Origin of the sequence: Enterobacter cloacae complex sp. SHL001 (assembly GCF_049236825.1) — a bacterium.
Classification (GTDB): domain Bacteria; phylum Pseudomonadota; class Gammaproteobacteria; order Enterobacterales; family Enterobacteriaceae; genus Enterobacter; species Enterobacter hormaechei_C.
Genome location: NZ_JBMKIP010000007.1, coordinates 160,098 through 175,815, shown reverse-complemented (window position 1 = coordinate 175,815; position 15,718 = coordinate 160,098). Strand labels below are relative to the sequence as shown.

14 protein-coding genes are annotated in these 15,718 nt (G+C 56.1%); 5 read left to right on the top strand and 9 right to left on the bottom strand.

What is annotated here, in order from left to right; translation table 11 throughout:
* Window positions 1-139 precede the first annotated feature (139 nt).
* From ACOTYH_RS18530 to ACOTYH_RS18520, 3 genes are all read right to left on the bottom strand, one after another.
* Window positions 140-1,462, bottom strand: coding sequence for an MFS transporter (locus ACOTYH_RS18530; RefSeq protein WP_015571519.1), 1,323 nt, complete (start codon window positions 1,460-1,462; stop codon window positions 140-142).
* A gap of 260 nt (window positions 1,463-1,722) precedes the next feature.
* Window positions 1,723-2,748, bottom strand: a complete 1,026-nt coding sequence (gene yhjD, locus ACOTYH_RS18525; RefSeq protein ID WP_023295574.1) for an inner membrane protein YhjD — start codon at window positions 2,746-2,748, stop codon at window positions 1,723-1,725.
* Window positions 2,749-2,798: 50 nt separating this feature from the next.
* Entirely contained in the window at window positions 2,799-3,698 is a 900-nt protein-coding gene (locus tag ACOTYH_RS18520; protein ID WP_421637864.1) for a LysR family transcriptional regulator, read from the bottom strand.
* A gap of 119 nt (window positions 3,699-3,817) precedes the next feature.
* On the opposite strand from ACOTYH_RS18520, the gene ACOTYH_RS18515 reads away from it, so the two are divergent.
* Both ACOTYH_RS18515 and ACOTYH_RS18510 read left to right on the top strand, forming a co-directional pair.
* Window positions 3,818-4,576, top strand: coding sequence for an SDR family NAD(P)-dependent oxidoreductase (locus ACOTYH_RS18515; protein ID WP_045907621.1), 759 nt, complete (start codon window positions 3,818-3,820; stop codon window positions 4,574-4,576).
* 174 nt (window positions 4,577-4,750) lie between these two features.
* Window positions 4,751-5,353: a response regulator transcription factor gene (locus ACOTYH_RS18510; protein ID WP_032104620.1), complete on the top strand. Its 603-nt coding sequence runs from the start codon at window positions 4,751-4,753 to the stop codon at window positions 5,351-5,353.
* Here ACOTYH_RS18510 and ACOTYH_RS18505 read toward each other — a convergent pair.
* Both ACOTYH_RS18505 and ACOTYH_RS18500 read right to left on the bottom strand, forming a co-directional pair.
* Entirely contained in the window at window positions 5,332-5,670 is a 339-nt protein-coding gene (locus ACOTYH_RS18505; RefSeq protein WP_015571514.1) for a lysozyme, read from the bottom strand. The two genes, ACOTYH_RS18510 and ACOTYH_RS18505, sit on opposite strands and share 22 nt — an antisense overlap.
* Before the next feature lie 77 nt (window positions 5,671-5,747).
* Window positions 5,748-6,281 (bottom strand): GNAT family N-acetyltransferase, encoded by a 534-nt coding sequence (locus ACOTYH_RS18500; protein WP_017693814.1) that lies wholly within the window; start codon window positions 6,279-6,281, stop codon window positions 5,748-5,750.
* A gap of 146 nt (window positions 6,282-6,427) precedes the next feature.
* Between ACOTYH_RS18500 and ACOTYH_RS18495 the strand changes: the two genes are divergently transcribed.
* Complete coding sequence (locus ACOTYH_RS18495; protein WP_023304591.1) at window positions 6,428-8,014, top strand: STY4199 family HEPN domain-containing protein; 1,587 nt, start codon at window positions 6,428-6,430, stop codon at window positions 8,012-8,014.
* A 57-nt stretch (window positions 8,015-8,071) separates the two neighbouring features.
* Here ACOTYH_RS18495 and ACOTYH_RS18490 read toward each other — a convergent pair whose 3' ends face one another.
* From ACOTYH_RS18490 to ACOTYH_RS18475, 4 genes are all read right to left on the bottom strand, one after another.
* On the bottom strand, window positions 8,072-9,721 hold the full coding sequence (locus ACOTYH_RS18490) for an alpha,alpha-trehalase (protein ID WP_015571511.1): 1,650 nt from the start codon (window positions 9,719-9,721) through the stop codon (window positions 8,072-8,074).
* A 241-nt stretch (window positions 9,722-9,962) separates the two neighbouring features.
* Window positions 9,963-10,250 (bottom strand): hypothetical protein, encoded by a 288-nt coding sequence (locus tag ACOTYH_RS18485; protein WP_032672213.1) that lies wholly within the window; start codon window positions 10,248-10,250, stop codon window positions 9,963-9,965.
* Between the two features lie 171 nt (window positions 10,251-10,421).
* On the bottom strand, window positions 10,422-11,774 hold the full coding sequence (gorA, locus tag ACOTYH_RS18480; RefSeq protein ID WP_017384179.1) for a glutathione-disulfide reductase: 1,353 nt from the start codon (window positions 11,772-11,774) through the stop codon (window positions 10,422-10,424).
* Window positions 11,775-11,844: 70 nt separating this feature from the next.
* Window positions 11,845-12,687 carry a 23S rRNA (adenine(2030)-N(6))-methyltransferase RlmJ gene (locus ACOTYH_RS18475; RefSeq protein ID WP_033488099.1) on the bottom strand — a complete coding sequence of 281 codons (843 nt, stop codon included), beginning with the start codon at window positions 12,685-12,687 and terminating at the stop codon, window positions 11,845-11,847.
* A 206-nt stretch (window positions 12,688-12,893) separates the two neighbouring features.
* Here ACOTYH_RS18475 and prlC point away from each other — a divergent pair, with 206 nt between their 5' ends.
* On the top strand, window positions 12,894-14,936 hold the full coding sequence (gene prlC, locus ACOTYH_RS18470; RefSeq protein ID WP_045344680.1) for an oligopeptidase A: 2,043 nt from the start codon (window positions 12,894-12,896) through the stop codon (window positions 14,934-14,936).
* A gap of 7 nt (window positions 14,937-14,943) precedes the next feature.
* Window positions 14,944-15,696, top strand: a complete 753-nt coding sequence (gene rsmJ / locus ACOTYH_RS18465; RefSeq protein WP_017384177.1) for a 16S rRNA (guanine(1516)-N(2))-methyltransferase RsmJ — start codon at window positions 14,944-14,946, stop codon at window positions 15,694-15,696.
* Window positions 15,697-15,718 lie beyond the last annotated feature (22 nt).

Sequence of the window (15,718 nt, the reverse complement as noted above, 5' to 3'; positions counted from 1 at the left end):
TGTTCCCCCTCACCCCAGCCCTCTCCCTCAAGGGAGAGGGGGCCGTCTGTGCAGGCATTATTTTGTGGGGAGCCCTCAGCCCTGTGGGTGAGGGCTGAATCGTAGGCCGGGTAAGGCGTAGCCGCCACCCGGCATTCACTTACAGCGCCTGATGCTTCGTCTCGTGCGTCAGCAGCAGCGCAATCAGCGTCAGCGCTGCCATTGCCGCCAGATAGACACCCACATAGAACAGGCCATAGTTCGCCTGAAGCCATGTGGCGATATACGGAGCCACCGAGGCGCCCAGAATCGACGAAACGTTATAGGAGAACGACGCGCCGGTGTAACGCACTTCAGTCGGAAACAGCTCCGGCAGCAGCGCGCCCATTGGGCCAAAAGTCAGCCCCATCAGGCTCAGGCCAATCAGCAGATACGCCATCACCAGCGCAGGGCTACCTGACCCCAGCAGCGGCGGGAAGACAAACAGCGCGAACAGAATAATCAGCGAGGTGATGACGATCATGCTTGAACGACGGCCAAATTTATCCGCCAGCAGGCCCGCGATGGGCACCATCACACCAAATCCGATGACCGCCATCATCAGCATCCACAGCACTTCGTTACGCGGCAGGCCCAGGCCGACCGGCGCGGCGGCGGTACTGAAGGTCATGGAGTAAACGGTCATGATGTAGAACAGCGTGTAGGTTGCCAGCATGATGAACGTGCCCAGCACGGTCACGCGGAGGTGTTTGGTCAGCAGCGTCCCCAGTGGAACTTTAACCTGCTTTTTCGCCGCGGCGACTTTAGCGAAGACCGGCGTCTCGTGCAGCGACACGCGAACGTACAGGCCAATCAGCACCAGCACGGCGGAGAAGACGAATGGAATACGCCAGCCCCAGTTCATGAACTGTTCATCAGTCAGCAGCCAGGAGAGGAGCAGGAAGGTGCCGTTAGCAAAGAAGAACCCAATCGGTGCGCCCAGCTGCGGGAAAGAGCCATACAGGGCTCGTTTGCGCGCCGGGGCGTTCTCGGTCGCCAGCAGTGCCGCGCCGCCCCATTCCCCGCCCAGCCCCAGACCCTGCCCAAAGCGCGCCAGCGCCAGCAGCACAGGCGCCAGAATGCCGATAGTTTCATAGGTCGGCAGCAGGCCGATGGCGACGGTGGAGATCCCCATCGTCAGCAGCGAGGCAACCAGCGTCACTTTACGGCCGACGCGATCGCCAAAATGCCCAAAGACCGCTGAACCAATCGGACGCGCAACGAAGGCGATAGCAAAGGTGGCTAAAGACTGTAGCGTGGCTGCCGTCGGGTCGCCCTGAGGGAAGAAAATATGCGGAAAGACAATGACCGCAGCGGTGGCGTAAATATAAAAGTCGAAGAACTCAATGGCGGTGCCAATCAGCGATGCGACGACGACTTTATTGCGCGAGTTGACCGGAACGTGTTCCGCCCCTTCGTTAAGTGTGGTGGCTGTTGCTTGCATAATATTTTCTTATTTTTGGACGAACGAAGGGCCATATTAGGCATAGCAAAAGCGACATTTCAATCTGTAACAAAGGCGTGGCGCGGTCATAAAAGCAACAAAAAGCGGATAATTTTCAGACCAGCGAAAACACTTCTATGAAATGCTTCACACTTTTTAAATATCAGTCATTAAAACTGGTTTTGCGTTAAATAAAAGTTACGGCCTGGATTTATATGCTGAAATGGCGAATCGGGCTGAAATATCAGCCCGACATGATATCAGCGGTGGGTTTTACCCGGCATGCGCGGGTCATCTTTATACTCTGCCGTGGCGATCCACGCGGCGCAGAACAGCGTCAGGCGAGCGAAGAAATAGAAGAAAGCCATCAGCCCCAGCACCGAACCAAAGGCCGCGCCGGAGGGAGACTTCACCAGGGACGGCAGCGTATAGGTCATCACAATCTTGATCACCTCAAAACCAATGGCGGCAATCAATGTCCCGCGCATCAGCGCCTTCTTGCGCGGACGATGGCGGGGCAAACGCCAGAAGATCCAGAAGAACAGAAGGTAGTTAGCAAAGATAGAAATGGCCAGCCCAATGCCGCGCCAGGCCGGTTTCAGCCATTCAATGTAATCCAGGTAAAGCGCGGAGATAATCATCTGCTGCGCGGAACCGGCGACCGAGGTGATGGAGAGCGTAATGACCAGCGCCACCAGCAGCCCAATCAGCGAAATAAAGTCGCGCAAATACTTCACCCATATCTTCTCCTGATCCTGCGGTCTACGCTCCCAGACGTCACGCGACTGGGCGCGAATAGCCTCACGCAGGTTGCCCATCCAGTTCACCCCGGAATAGAGCGCAATCAGCAACCCGACGATACCCACGGTGGTACGCTGCTGCACGGCGGTGTTGATGGTGCTTTTGAGCGTTGCGGCGAGCGTCTGGTCGCTGACGTTGGTCAGGATCTTATTGAAGATGTCCTGCAACAGCGTCGGGTGAGACGCCAGCACAAAACCGGCGGCGGCAAATGACACCATCAGGATGGGGATCATCGACAGGAACGAGAAATAGGTAATCGCCGCGCCAAACTGATTTCCCATGCGGTCGTTAAAGCGCTCAGCGGCGCGTATCAGGTGAGCAATCGCGGGTATCTGCTGAATTTTTTCGGCTATGCCGGTCACGGTGCCCAGCGCTTTGCTGGCCGTTCCAGGCTCTTTCGGCGCTTCAGGCTCGTTATCCATCTTTTTGATGGGTTCATAATCTAAATGTTGAGTCGGTCGTTGCGGGTTATTTTCCGGCGTCACGCGCATTTTCCTTTTCGTTGAGCTGGATGTTACTGAATTATAGCTTGTGACTAGTCGACGTAACCTTTTGTGAGTTCGGTAAGCCACTCCATAAACACATGCACCCGGCGGGAGAGGTTACGGCGGTGGGGATAAATGAGGGAGACGGGCATCGGTTCAGCCCGGTGTTGCGGCAGGATCTCAACGAGTTTTTTCGTGCGCAGGGCATCACGTACCCCGACGCGCGGAACCTGAATAATGCCAAGCCCGGCGATACAGGCGGCCTGGTAGGTTTCAGTGCTGTTAACCGTCAATACGCCTCCCGTTTTTACCCACTGGGTCGCGCTGCCGTTGTAATACTCAAAACCCTGCGGACGCGTGCCCAGCGTGGCGGAGTAGTGGATGAGGGCATGCGAAGCCAAATCGTCCAGCGTCTCAGGGTAGCCGAATCGCGTCAGATAATCCGGGCTGGCGCAGTTAATCACCGAGAGTTTCCCAAGCGGGCGGGCGATAAGCCCGGAGTCCTTTAAGTTTCCCACGCGAACCACGCAGTCAAATCCTTCGCGGATGACATCGACCAGACGATCGCTGCTACTCAGCTCCAGCTCAATGCCGGGAAACTGTTGTAAAAATGCAGGCAGTTTCGGAATGACTACATTTCGCGCAATGGCAACGGGCATATCCACACGTAGCCGACCGCTGATGGTTGAAGGGTCGTGCAGGAACATGCCGTCCAGTTCGTCCAGATTCATCAGCAGATCTTTAGCGCGCTCGTAATAAACCATGCCGTCCTGCGTCAGGCTGACGCGGCGGGTAGTGCGGTGCAGCAGCTGCGTGCCCAGTGCGTTTTCCAGTGCCTGGATCTGTCGCGATACGCTCCCCTTTGGCAGGCTTAACGTCTCCGCCGCGCGGGAAAAACTTTCCAGTTCCGCGACCCGAAGGAAAAGCTGCATTGCGTGTATTTTATCCATAGGTGTTGGTCATTGTTGTTATGAATGAAACAGTGAAGCGCTGACGGCACTATTTATTGATTTTCTACCATCTAATAAGCTCTTTCTCAATCTTCATCACAGCCGAAACGAGGTGAATTATGAGTGAACGTATTGCTTTAGTGACGGGCGGTAGCCGCGGCCTGGGGAAAAATGCCGTTTTGAAGCTGGCCGCGGAAGGGACAGGCATCATCCTGACCTGGAACAACAGCCAGCAGGAGGCGCAGGAAGTTGTGCGCGAAATCGAGGGAACAGGTGGAAAAGCGGCAGCATTGCAGCTTAACGTCGGCGATACGGCAAGCTTTTCGCGCTTTGCTCAGCAGGTGAAGGATACCCTCAAACACGTCTGGCAACGTGACACCTTTGACTATTTAGTGAACAACGCAGGTACAGGGTTATACGCACCCTATACCGAGACGACCGAGGCGCAGTTTGATGATGTGCTGAACATTCACTTCAAAGGGCCGTTTTTCCTCACGCAACAGCTGCTGCCGCTCATAAAAGACGGAGGGCGGATCCTGAACGTCTCCAGCGGACTGGCCCGTTTTACTCAGCCCGGTTCAGGCACCTACGCGGCAATGAAAGGGGCGATGGAAGTGCTGACCCGCTATCAGGCAAAAGAGCTTGGTGCGCGCGGAATTTCCGTCAATATCATCGCGCCCGGCGCGATTGAAACCGACTTTGGGGGCGGACGCGTGCGGGATAATGCGGAGCTTAACCAGCTGCTGGCCTCGCAGACAGCGCTGGGACGCGTGGGCCTGCCCGATGATATTGGTGACGCCATTGCGGCGTTGCTCAGTGACAAACTGGGCTGGATGAATGCGCAACGTATTGAAGTTTCAGGCGGTATGTTCCTGTAATGTTCAGTCTTAAGGGGGAGGGAACCCTCTTAAGGAAATCCTTAAAACAGGTATGTCTAAATGCTGGAAGATATAAAGAGAGCTGGGTGATTTGTAACCTCTCCATTCATTGAGTTTTTTCTTAAAAAATGCCTCTGTAGAATCCCCCTTCGCTATTCTCAGAGGAGTAAAACGATGCGAGTAATCATGTTTGACAGGCAGTCATTATTTATTCATGGAGCGATGTACAGTTTGCAGAAGTTAATTCCGAAAATAGAGATGACAGGGGCTCGTCAGACTGATGAATTATGGGCGCAATTATCCGCGTCACCCTCCGCTATCGTCATGATAGATGGGTATTTAATTCGTGATAATGGTGTGGCTTTACTGGAAGAGATTATGGATCGTTTTCCAGCGTCGCGCGTGGTGTTGGTGTTAACGAAAAAAGAGCGACGTTGGGTTGAGCAAATGTTTCAGCGCAACGTGGTGGCGATAGTTCCCCGCAATGCGAATCCCGAACGCTTTTCCGCAGTGCTGGATTCCGTATCGCGTGGAATGGTCTGTTTTCCCGGCGAATGGCTGAAGCAGCACTCCTCTCAGGATGAACTGGCAGTGTTAAGCGAGCGCCAGCGTGAGGTATTGAAGTTACTGGCGGCCGGAGAGTCCAATAAAGAGATTGGTCGTAATCTCAATATCAGTGCGGCAACGGTAAAAGCCCATCTTGAGACGCTTTTCCGGCGTCTTGATGTCAAAAACCGGACGCAGGCCGCGATGTACTACACCCGGGCGACGGCCTGAAGGATCTTCTCAGGCAGAGGGGACTCTTCCCCAAAACTGAAGAGGGTTAATATCAGGGCGTCATGCTGCTGTTGGGTTAATGGGCGTTTGTTCATTTCCCGCAGCAGCGCCTCACATAATTGAATATCATTAAAAAGCAAATTCTCCGCCTCAATCGGCGTGATGAGACTGTTAAATTTTTCCCACTGGCGAATCACGTGACCATAACCAATAACCCATATACCCTTTTCGTCACGGTATTTCTCCAGGGAAAGACCCTGTTGTTTTTTAATTAATGCGATTGCAGCAGAAGATATCTGCATTGCATAACCCGTCATAAGCGTTTCCTCTTAGTGGCGCGACTATAGAGGAAACGCCGCCGGGGAAATATCCGCCAAATGGCTATTGATCAGGTTTAACTGAACGGGAATTCCTTTTTCAGTAAACCGAATAGCCAGTCGTTATGCCATTGCCCTGAAAGGAAATAACTCTCACGCAACTCACCTTCCAGCTGAAAACCTGTTTTTTCCAGCAGTCGCCTTGAGGCGATATTTCCCGCCGTCACGGTGGCGGTGAGCCGACGGATATTACCCTGAGTCAGCGCGAAATCACACACAGCCCGCAGAGATTCAAAGCCGTAACCTTTCCCCTGCGCAGAGGGCGCAAAGAGAAAACCGACTTCAGCACAATCTGCTTCCCGGTGCACATAGCCGGTTACGCCCAGCGGCGTCTGGCTGGCCGTTTCACGCACCACAAGGCAGAGCCAGTGCGAGCTGCCCGGCGTCCACGGCAACAGACGAGACTCAAAGGCTTCCCGAATGTCCGCCTCGCTACGCGCAGGGGCGACAAAACGCATCACCTCAGGATTTTGCTGTAGCGACAGAAAAAAGGGCCAGTCTTGCTCTTGCAGCGGCGAGCAGGTGAGACGCGCGGTGGTTAAGGCGGGCATGACGATCCTCCGGAGGCATTGCAAATGATTATAAGGTTGTCACTTTATTTCAACAGAAAGTCAGGTATGTTTAACCTCATATAAATAAAAAGAAAAACGACTTTTAATGCCGCTTTAGCGGTACTCATTGTCTCTCAAGGAAAACAATGATGATTAGCTCATCGCATCATACCCGCGAACAGTTTGAACACTGTCTGGCAGCGATCCGTCAGGCGTCTGTTGAAATTTTACTTCTGTTGAATGTACATGTTTCTGAAGGAAAAGATCCACGCTGGTTTCTGGAGCAACTGGATAGCGCCCGCCTGGGGCTGGGCGGGTGGGGCGCCGTAGCCAGGAAGCTGAATCTGAATGATGCGGAAATGACGGCCTTTACGCTGCAATTACGCTTGCTTCAGCAGCGTGTTCCCCAGTATGAAAGCGGGCAGGATGTCAGCGAAAATCAGCTGATTGCGGCGATGCGCTTCGTCACCTCCCTTGAATATCTGCGTCTGCAACAGCCCCTCCTGACCTACGAAACCGGGAGGGTGCCAGAGAAGGAGAGCCAGCTTCAGGCGCAGAAACAGGTGCGTGCCATTGAGCTGATGATTAAAGGGCTGATACAGCAGGCGTGGCCCGATCCGGTGCGGCTGAATAATCATCTTAAGACCTTGTTTAACGCTGAACGCGTGCGTCGCTGGCTGAAAAACGGTGAGATTAATGATGTTCTGAGCGGCATGTTGTTCAGCGAACTGGCCCAGCTGCTGGTGGATAAAAAAGAATTTAGCCGCTACTACGCGCCGCTGTTTAACGCTCCGGACATGCTGACGCTGCTGGTAGAGCCCCGCAAAACCCTGCAAACCTTCCTCGAAGATATTCGACAAATCCGCAACAGCATCACCGTGCAGCAGCCGTTAAGCGGGGCGCAAATCCAGCTGCTCGACTGCTATTACACGCAGATCACCCGCTCCGTTCAGCGCGCGTTTGAGGAAGGGCGGACACGCGTTAACCCGGCGGCGCTGATGGCGGTGGACGAAAGCGAGCTGCACGCGTTCTGGGAAAAGGCGCAAAAAATGGACCGCACCACAGGCGGCGATCTTTTTGAAGTGCGCGACAGCATAGAAAAACCGACTCAGCGCGCCGCGCGTACGCCAGAGCAGCGCGAACAGCTGATTTCCGGCGTGCTGTGGGGAGCGGTTGGCGTGATGGTTATCGCGATTGTCGTGGGGGGATTCTGGCTGGTGACCAGCAGTAAACCGCAGCCGGCTGTGGCCAGTACGGCATCTCCCGCGCAGGTGCAGGAGATGCGCGAAACGCCTTCCTCACGCGAGACGTTAACCCGCATGGGTGTTACCTGGGATGAGAATAATTTCCGCTCGGCCATCAATCGCAATGACACCCGCGTGGCGCTCCTGTTTTTGCAGGGCGGGATGGACTGGAAAATGTCATGGACGGAGGAGGCGTTGTCGGCAGGCTACGACGATGTACTCGAAGTAATGTTGCGCTACCGCCTGCAAATGACAGAGCAAAAGCCCTGCCGACGCTTTATTAATACGCTTAGCCATGCGATGGCGAACGGCGAATCGCTGACGCCTATGCGTAAGCAGTACCTGGAAGCATTCTGTACCGTTCCCGCGGTGGTGAAACGCCAGCAGCACGACGCCGATATGGCAACGCGCCGCGCGAAGACGCAGCCCGATGCCAGCACAAAAAAATGGCAGTCCATCCAGACTGCCATTTATGAGGTGATCCGCTGATTATTTTCCCCCCTCACCCTGCCCCTCAGGGGAGAGGGGCAGGGTGAGGGGTGAGGCTCAGGGCTCCCCATACAGCCCAATCAACCGCCGCACCACGCCATTCGTCCAGCCGAAGCCATCCTGCAACGGATACTCACCCCCGCCACCTTCGCGTGGCGTGCTGCTGGCGATGTGGTACTTCTCAATCAGCTTATGATGGGTTTTGTAGTAATGGTTCACCGTGTGCAGCCAGCTCCAGGCGATCTCATCTCCCAGCGAGTCGTTGCCGTACTGCTTGAACCCCTGGATCGCCATCCACTGGAGCGGCGCCCAGCCGTTCGGCTTATCCCACTGCTCCCCGGTTTCATATTCGGTGGCGAGAATACCGCCCGGCGTGAGCAGACGGGCTTTAACGGCATCGGACAGCCGTTCAGCCTGCTCATGCGTCGCCATGCCCACATAGAGCGGCACAATGCTGGCCGCAGAGAACAGCGCCAGGGCTTCACGCCGCCAGTCGTAATCACGATAACAGCCGTTCTCTTCGTCCCACAGATAGCGGTTCACCGCCGCGCGCCGGTCGCTGGCTTTCTGGCGGAACAGATCAGCCGTCTCTTTATCCCCTTTCGACGCGGAGATATTGGCGATAGCGCTCTCCAGTTTGAACAGGAATGCGTTCAAATCAATGGGGATAAATTGTGTCGTGCGGATGCTGGCCAGCCGCGCAGGATCGCGCAGCCAGCGGGATGAGTAATCCCATCCTGAAGCTGCGCCGGCGCGCAGGTCGCGATACACCTCGTTCGGCGGACGACCGGAATGACGGGCGGTTTCCACGTCCTCAATCCACGATTCATCTCGCGGCGTGTCGCGATCGTCCCAGTAGCGGTTGAGCAATGAGCCATCCGGCATGCGTACCGCACTGCGATAGGCCTGATTGAGCAGCAGCGATTCCGCCCCGTCCATCCAGAAGGCGTACTCCATCTTAAGATGCTCAAGATAGCGCTTCGCCCCGCGCACGCCGTCCTCTTCAAACAGCTCCACCATCAGGGCAAAAACGGGCGGCTGGGAGCGGCTGAGATAGTAGGTACGGTTGCCGTTCGGGATATGGCCGTAGCGCTCAATCAGCCAGGCGAAGTTATCGGCCATACATTTCAGCAGATCGTTACGACCACTTTCAGCAAGCCCCAGCATGGAGAAGTAAGAGTCCCAGTAGTAGGTCTCACTGAATCGCCCACCGGGCACAATATAGGCCTGAGGCAGCGCTAGCAGCGACGACCAAGGGATGTGATCCTGCGGCTCGCGCGTCAGCACCGGCCACAGATTATCAATATGTTCTTTCAGGGACAGGCCGGGGTCAGAGACGTACTCTTTGCTGTAGTCCTCCGGCAGCCAGAAGTGATTCTCCACAAAGCGCGCCAGGTCAAAATCACGGTGACGACGCACCTTGCGATAGCGGATCAAAATATCCAGCGGATCCATCTTCGGCGCGCAGTCGGGAAAGGTTTTGCTGTCCGCAAACAGCCGCGACGACTGGACGTGTTCAAACAGTTCAAGGTAGCGGTCTGCGGGCGTAAGGGCATCGGACGCCGGCAGCCCTTCAATCATTTCCGGTTCCGGCTCTGCCTCGATCATCTCATCCAGTTTTAACTCACAGGGATCGGTTTCGTAGCGCAGCTCTTCTGCAATCTCGAACTCGATATCCTCGGCAGTCTGTAGTTTCTGGTTGAACATGGTGTTCAGGACCTCCGGTTTTTGTCGTAACCAATACGGGTTTTTCCCGGCTATCTTTAAAGCGTAGACATTCGCTTCGGTTAATGCGGTGCGAAGTGTGCGGTAGATCACGCTTTCAAAATGGATTTAAACACGCTGAAAATCAGATATCCCTTTGATTATTAAATTATTAAATCAGAATCTTTGGAAACAGAGCAGGAATAAAATTCAGAGCATTCGGTATTCTGCATATACGCAGGGATTAATGCGCCTGACGCGCATTGCCCTGAAGGCTTTTGGCGGTTTGATTGGCTTTCTGGCTGGCGCCTTCGCTTTTATCCATCGCTTTGCTGGCCGCTTTTTCCGCATGGGCGGCGCTGTACGCAGCCAGATGGGAAATCACGATGGCGTAAATGCTCATTAACGACACCCACAGAATGCTGTTTTTCCACCACAGCAGGGTAGGAATAGTCAGTATCGCCCAAACCAGCGCGAGAACAAGGTGCATTTTGGCCATCAGTTTTGCGGTGATCTTTACGTGCATTTTCATATCTCTAATCTTTTTCCGTAGTAACAGGCGAACGCGTAGCGCTTTCTAAGATTAGTTAATTCCACCGCGGGTACCGGGTTATTTTGTTACCGTTTGTACACCCGTTGGGTTTACCTGCCCAGGGCATAAAAAAACCGGCCAGCTGGCCGGTTTTGTTGCGGATCAGACGGATCAGCGCATAGTCACAAACTCTTCCGCCGCAGTCGGGTGGATCGCCACGGTGTTATCGAAGTCTTTCTTCGTTGCGCCCATCTTCAGCGCCACCGCGAAGCCTTGCAGGATCTCGTCCATGCCGAAACCAATGCCGTGGATGCCGACGATCTTCTCCTCCGGGCCCACGCAGACCAGCTTCATGCGGCATGGCTGACGGTGCGAGGTGACCGCGGTATACATCGCGGTAAACGCCGATTTATACACTTTCACCTGGTCATCGCCGTACTGCTCACGCGCCTGCGGCTCGGTTAAGCCGACGGTACCGATTGGCGGGTGGCTGAAGACCACGGTCGGGATGTTGCTGTAGTCCAGATGTTCGTCCGGCTTGTTATTAAACAGACGCTCGGAAAGACGACGCCCCGCCGCCACGGCAACCGGCGTCAGCTCTACGGCGCCGGTGTTATCACCGACGGCATAAATGCCCGGTACGCTGGTGTTCTGGAATTTATCAACGACAATGTAGCCTTTTTCATTGGTTTTCACCCCGGTTGCGGCCAGATTGAAGTTGTCGGTGGCCGGTTCACGACCAATCGCCCAGATCAGGCAATCAACGGTCTGGCTGCGACCATCTTCCAGCTCCAGAGTCAGGCTACCGTCCGCATTTTTCACCACCGCTTTTGGCACGGCATTGGTGTGCAGGGTTGGGCCTTCGGCGTTCATCACCTCGACCAGCGTGTCGACGATCAGCGGGTCAAAGCTGCGCAGCGGCGCGTGTTTACGCACGAACAGGTGCGCTTCCGCTCCCAGGCCGTTAATCACGCCGGCCAGCTCAACCGCGATGTAACCTGCGCCCACAATGGCAACGCGTTCTGGCAGAGCAGGCAGCTCGAAGAAACCGTCGGAGTCGATACCGTATTCCGCGCCCGGAATGTTCGGGTGGCTCGGACGGCCACCGGTGGCGATCAGGATGTGATCGGCGGTGATCGTCTCGCCGTTCACTTCGATCGTCTTCGCATCCACGAAACGGGCGAAGCCGCGGATCACGTCGACGTTATTCTTGCCCAGCACGTTATCGTACGAGGTGTGAATACGGTCGATGTAGGCGGTACGGCTGGCGATCAGTTTATCCCAGTCGAAGTGGTTGATGGTGGTATCAAAGCCGTAGTCCGGACCATACATATGGATAGCTTCACGGATTTGCGCGGCATGCCACATCACTTTCTTCGGTACACAACCCACGTTCACGCAGGTGCCGCCGAGTTCTTTGGCTTCAATCAGCGCACACTTCTGGCCGTACATGGCCGCACGGTTGATGGAGGCGATGCCGCCGCTGCCGCCGCCGATTGCGATGTAGTCATAATGCTTAGTCATAGCGTTGTCCTTAATCGTGAATTGCCGCGATTGTATACCTGAAATCAATAGTTTCCACCGATGTCTGCGATTACTCCGGCACGATCCAGCTCACGGTGGCGTGACCCGTACCGGCTGGCACCAGCGTTTTGTGCAGCCACGGCAGCACGTTGTTCATCTGTGCTTCGAGCTTCCACGGCGGGTTAATGACGATCATGCCGGACGCGGTCATGCCGCGCTGGTCGCTGTCAGGGCGCACCGCCAGCTCAATTTGCAGGATTTTACGAATGTCGGTCGCTTCGAGGTCTTTGATCATGCGTTTAATTTGCGCGCGCAGCACTACCGGATACCACAGGGCATAGGTGCCGGTCGCAAAGCGTTTGTAACCTTCGTTAATGCCGGTCACCACCGCCTGATAGTCGGTTTTGATTTCGTACGGTGGGTCGATCAGCACCAGGCCGCGACGGGAAACCGGCGGCAGTTTGGCTTTCAGCTGCTGGTAGCCATCGGCTTTGTCCACGCGGGCGCGGTTATCTTTCTGAAACTCAGAACGCAGCAGCGGGAAGTCGCTCGGGTGTAGCTCTGTCAGCTGAAGGCTGTCCTGCTCACGCAGCAGCTGGCGGGCAATCAGTGGTGAACCCGGGTAGTAACGCAGCTGGCCGTTGCGGTTGAAGTGATTCACCACGCCAATGTACGGCTCCAGCTCGGCAGGCAGATCGTCCTGCTGCCAGATACGCGCAATCCCTTCCAGATATTCACCGGTACGCTCTGCATGCTCGCCGCTCAGCTGATAACGGCCCGCGCCCGCGTGGGTGTCCAGATAAAGGAACGGTTTATCCTTTTCTTTAAGCGATTCGATGATCAGGCTCTGAACGGTATGTTTGAGGACGTCGGCGTGGTTGCCTGCGTGGAAGCTGTGGCGATAACTGAGCATGGGTAATGATATTCCGCTGAATTGACGATTTGCCACAGTTTACAGCAGAACGGCACAGATTACCCGCAGGCCCGGTAAGCGCAGCGCCAACGGGCGTTTTTCGACAACCTTCGGCATTGAAATCCTCTACACTTAACCCCATTACTGAACAATATGCACAGCGCCGGATGCGCGCTTCATTCACCTATTTCAACAGGACAGCGTTTATGACCAATCCATTACTGACGCCTTTTTCGTTGCCACCGTTTTCTAAAATCCTCCCTGAGCATGTGGTTCCGGCCGTTACCCAGTCGCTGGAAAACTGCCGCGCGGCGGTAGAAAGCGTGGTTGCGCAGGGCGCGCCGTACACCTGGGAAAATCTGTGTCAGCCGCTGGCCGAAGTGGACGACGTGCTGGGGCGTATTTTCTCCCCGGTGAGTCACCTGAACTCGGTGAAAAACAGCCCGGAGCTGCGTGAAGCCTACGAACAGACCCTGCCGCTGCTCTCTGAGTACAGCACCTGGGTCGGTCAGCATGAGGGGCTCTACAAAGCCTACCGCGACCTGCGCGACGGCGACCACTATGCCGAACTGAACACGGCGCAGAAAAAATCGGTTGATAACGCCCTGCGTGATTTCGAACTGTCCGGGATTGGCCTGCCAAAAGAAAAACAGGTTCGCTACGGCGAAATCGCCGCGCGCCTGTCCGAGCTGGGCAACCAGTACAGCAACAACGTCCTCGACGCCACCATGGGCTGGACGAAGCTGATTACCGATGAATCTGAACTGGCGGGCATGCCGGAAAGCGCGCTGGCGGCGGCAAAAGCCCAGGCCGAAGCGAAAGAGCAGGAAGGCTTCCTGTTAACGCTGGATATCCCAAGCTATCTGCCGGTGATGACCTACTGCGACAACCAGGCCCTGCGCGAAGAGATGTACCGCGCCTACAGCACCCGCGCCTCCGATCAGGGGCCGAATGCCGGTAAGTGGGATAACAGCCCGGTGATGGCGGAGATCCTCGCCCTGCGCCACGAACTGGCACAGCTGCTGGGCTTCGACAGCTACGCGGATAAATCCCTCGCCACCAAAATGGCCGAGAACCCACAGCAGGTGCTCGACTTCCTGACCGATCTGGCGAAACGCGCCCGTCCTCAGGGTGAAAAAGAACTGGCTCAGCTGCGCGCCTTTGCGAAAGCGGAGTTCGGCGTGGACGAGCTTCAGCCGTGGGATATCGCGTACTACAGCGAAAAACAGAAACAGCACCTCTACAGCATCAGCGACGAACAGCTGCGTCCGTACTTCCCGGAAAACAAAGCCGTTAACGGCCTGTTCGAGGTGGTGAAACGCATCTACGGCATTACCGCGAAAGAGCGTACCGACATCGACGTCTGGCATCCGGACGTGCGCTTCTTCGAGCTGTATGACGAGAAAAACGAGCTGCGCGGCAGCTTCTATCTGGATCTTTACGCGCGTGAAAACAAACGTGGCGGGGCGTGGATGGACGACTGCGTGGGCCAGATGCGTAAAGCGGATGGTTCCCTGCAAAAACCGGTCGCCTACCTGACCTGTAACTTCAACCGCCCGGTGAGCGGCAAACCTGCGCTGTTTACCCACGATGAAGTGATCACCCTGTTCCACGAGTTCGGTCACGGCCTGCACCACATGCTGACCCGCATCGAAACCGCTGGCGTCGCCGGTATCAGCGGTGTGCCATGGGATGCGGTCGAGCTGCCAAGCCAGTTTATGGAAAACTGGTGCTGGGAGCCGGACGCGCTGGCATTTATCTCCGGCCATTACGAAACGGGCGAACCGCTGCCGAAAGAACTGCTGGATAAAATGCTGGCGGCGAAAAACTACCAGGCGGCGATGTTCATCCTGCGTCAGCTGGAGTTCGGCCTGTTCGACTTCCGCCTGCACGCCGAGTTCAGCCCGGAGCAGGGGGCGAAAATCCTCGAAACCCTGGCTGAGATTAAAAAGCAGGTCGCGGTTATTCCAGGCCCGACCTGGGGACGTTTCCCGCACGCGTTCAGCCATATCTTCGCAGGCGGGTACGCCGCAGGCTACTACAGCTACCTGTGGGCCGACGTGCTGGCGGCAGATGCCTTCTCGCGCTTCGAAGAAGAGGGGATTTTCAACCGCGAAACCGGTCAGTCGTTCCTTGATAACATCCTGACGCGCGGCGGTTCAGAAGAGCCTATGGAGCTGTTCAAACGCTTCCGTGGCCGCGAGCCGCAGCTGGATGCGATGCTGGAGCATTACGGAATCAAAGGCTGATTGCTACGTGAAGATCTGCTTAGTAGATGAAACAGGCGCCGGGGACGGCGCCTTATCTGTTCTGGCGGCCCGCTGGGGGCTGGAACATGATGAAGACAACCTGATGGCGCTGGTGATGACGCCGGAACATCTGGAGCTGCGCAAGCGCGATGAGCCAAAGCTTGGCGGGATTTTTGTCGATTTTGTCGGCGGCGCGATGGCGCACCGGCGTAAGTTTGGCGGCGGTCGCGGTGAAGCGGTGGCCAAAGCGGTCGGCATTAAAGGCAGCTATCTGCCGGACGTGGTGGATGCCACGGCGGGGCTGGGGCGCGATGCCTTTGTGCTGGCGTCTGTCGGCTGTCGGGTGCGGATGCTGGAGCGTAATCCGGTTGTCGCCGCGCTGCTCGACGACGGGCTGACGCGGGGCTACGCGGACCCGGAAATCGGCCCGTGGTTGCAGGAACGTTTGCAACTTATTCATGCCTCCAGCCTGACGGCGCTGACCGATATCACCCCACGCCCGCAGGTAGTCTATCTCGACCCCATGTTCCCGCATAAGCAGAAAAGCGCGCTGGTGAAGAAAGAGATGCGGGTGTTTCAGTCTCTGGTGGGGCCAGATTTAGATGCCGATGGCCTGCTGGAGCCGGCTCGTCAGCTGGCGACGAAGCGGGTGGTGGTGAAGCGGCCGGACTATGCGCCGCCGCTGGCGGACGTTGCGACCACTAACGCGGTGACCACCAAAGGACACCGATTTGATATTTATTCGGGAACGCCAGAATAAAAAAGCCGGGTGGCGGCTTCGC

Bases quoted from the DNA above. Each gene is read 5' to 3' on its own strand.
- gorA (WP_017384179.1), bottom strand. From the start codon at position 11,774: ATGACTAAGCATTATGACTACATCGCAATCGGCGGCGGCAGCGGCGGC.
- ACOTYH_RS18530 (WP_015571519.1), bottom strand. From the start codon at position 1,462: ATGCAAGCAACAGCCACCACACTTAACGAAGGGGCGGAACACGTTCCG.
- ACOTYH_RS18475 (WP_033488099.1), bottom strand. From the start codon at position 12,687: ATGCTCAGTTATCGCCACAGCTTCCACGCAGGCAACCACGCCGACGTC.
- ACOTYH_RS18485 (WP_032672213.1), bottom strand. From the start codon at position 10,250: ATGAAAATGCACGTAAAGATCACCGCAAAACTGATGGCCAAAATGCAC.
- prlC (WP_045344680.1), top strand. From the start codon at position 12,894: ATGACCAATCCATTACTGACGCCTTTTTCGTTGCCACCGTTTTCTAAA.
- ACOTYH_RS18505 (WP_015571514.1), bottom strand. From the start codon at position 5,670: ATGACGGGTTATGCAATGCAGATATCTTCTGCTGCAATCGCATTAATT.
- ACOTYH_RS18495 (WP_023304591.1), top strand. From the start codon at position 6,428: ATGATGATTAGCTCATCGCATCATACCCGCGAACAGTTTGAACACTGT.
- ACOTYH_RS18490 (WP_015571511.1), bottom strand. From the start codon at position 9,721: ATGTTCAACCAGAAACTACAGACTGCCGAGGATATCGAGTTCGAGATT.
- ACOTYH_RS18515 (WP_045907621.1), top strand. From the start codon at position 3,818: ATGAGTGAACGTATTGCTTTAGTGACGGGCGGTAGCCGCGGCCTGGGG.
- ACOTYH_RS18500 (WP_017693814.1), bottom strand. From the start codon at position 6,281: ATGCCCGCCTTAACCACCGCGCGTCTCACCTGCTCGCCGCTGCAAGAG.
- ACOTYH_RS18510 (WP_032104620.1), top strand. From the start codon at position 4,751: ATGCGAGTAATCATGTTTGACAGGCAGTCATTATTTATTCATGGAGCG.
- ACOTYH_RS18520 (WP_421637864.1), bottom strand. From the start codon at position 3,698: ATGGATAAAATACACGCAATGCAGCTTTTCCTTCGGGTCGCGGAACTG.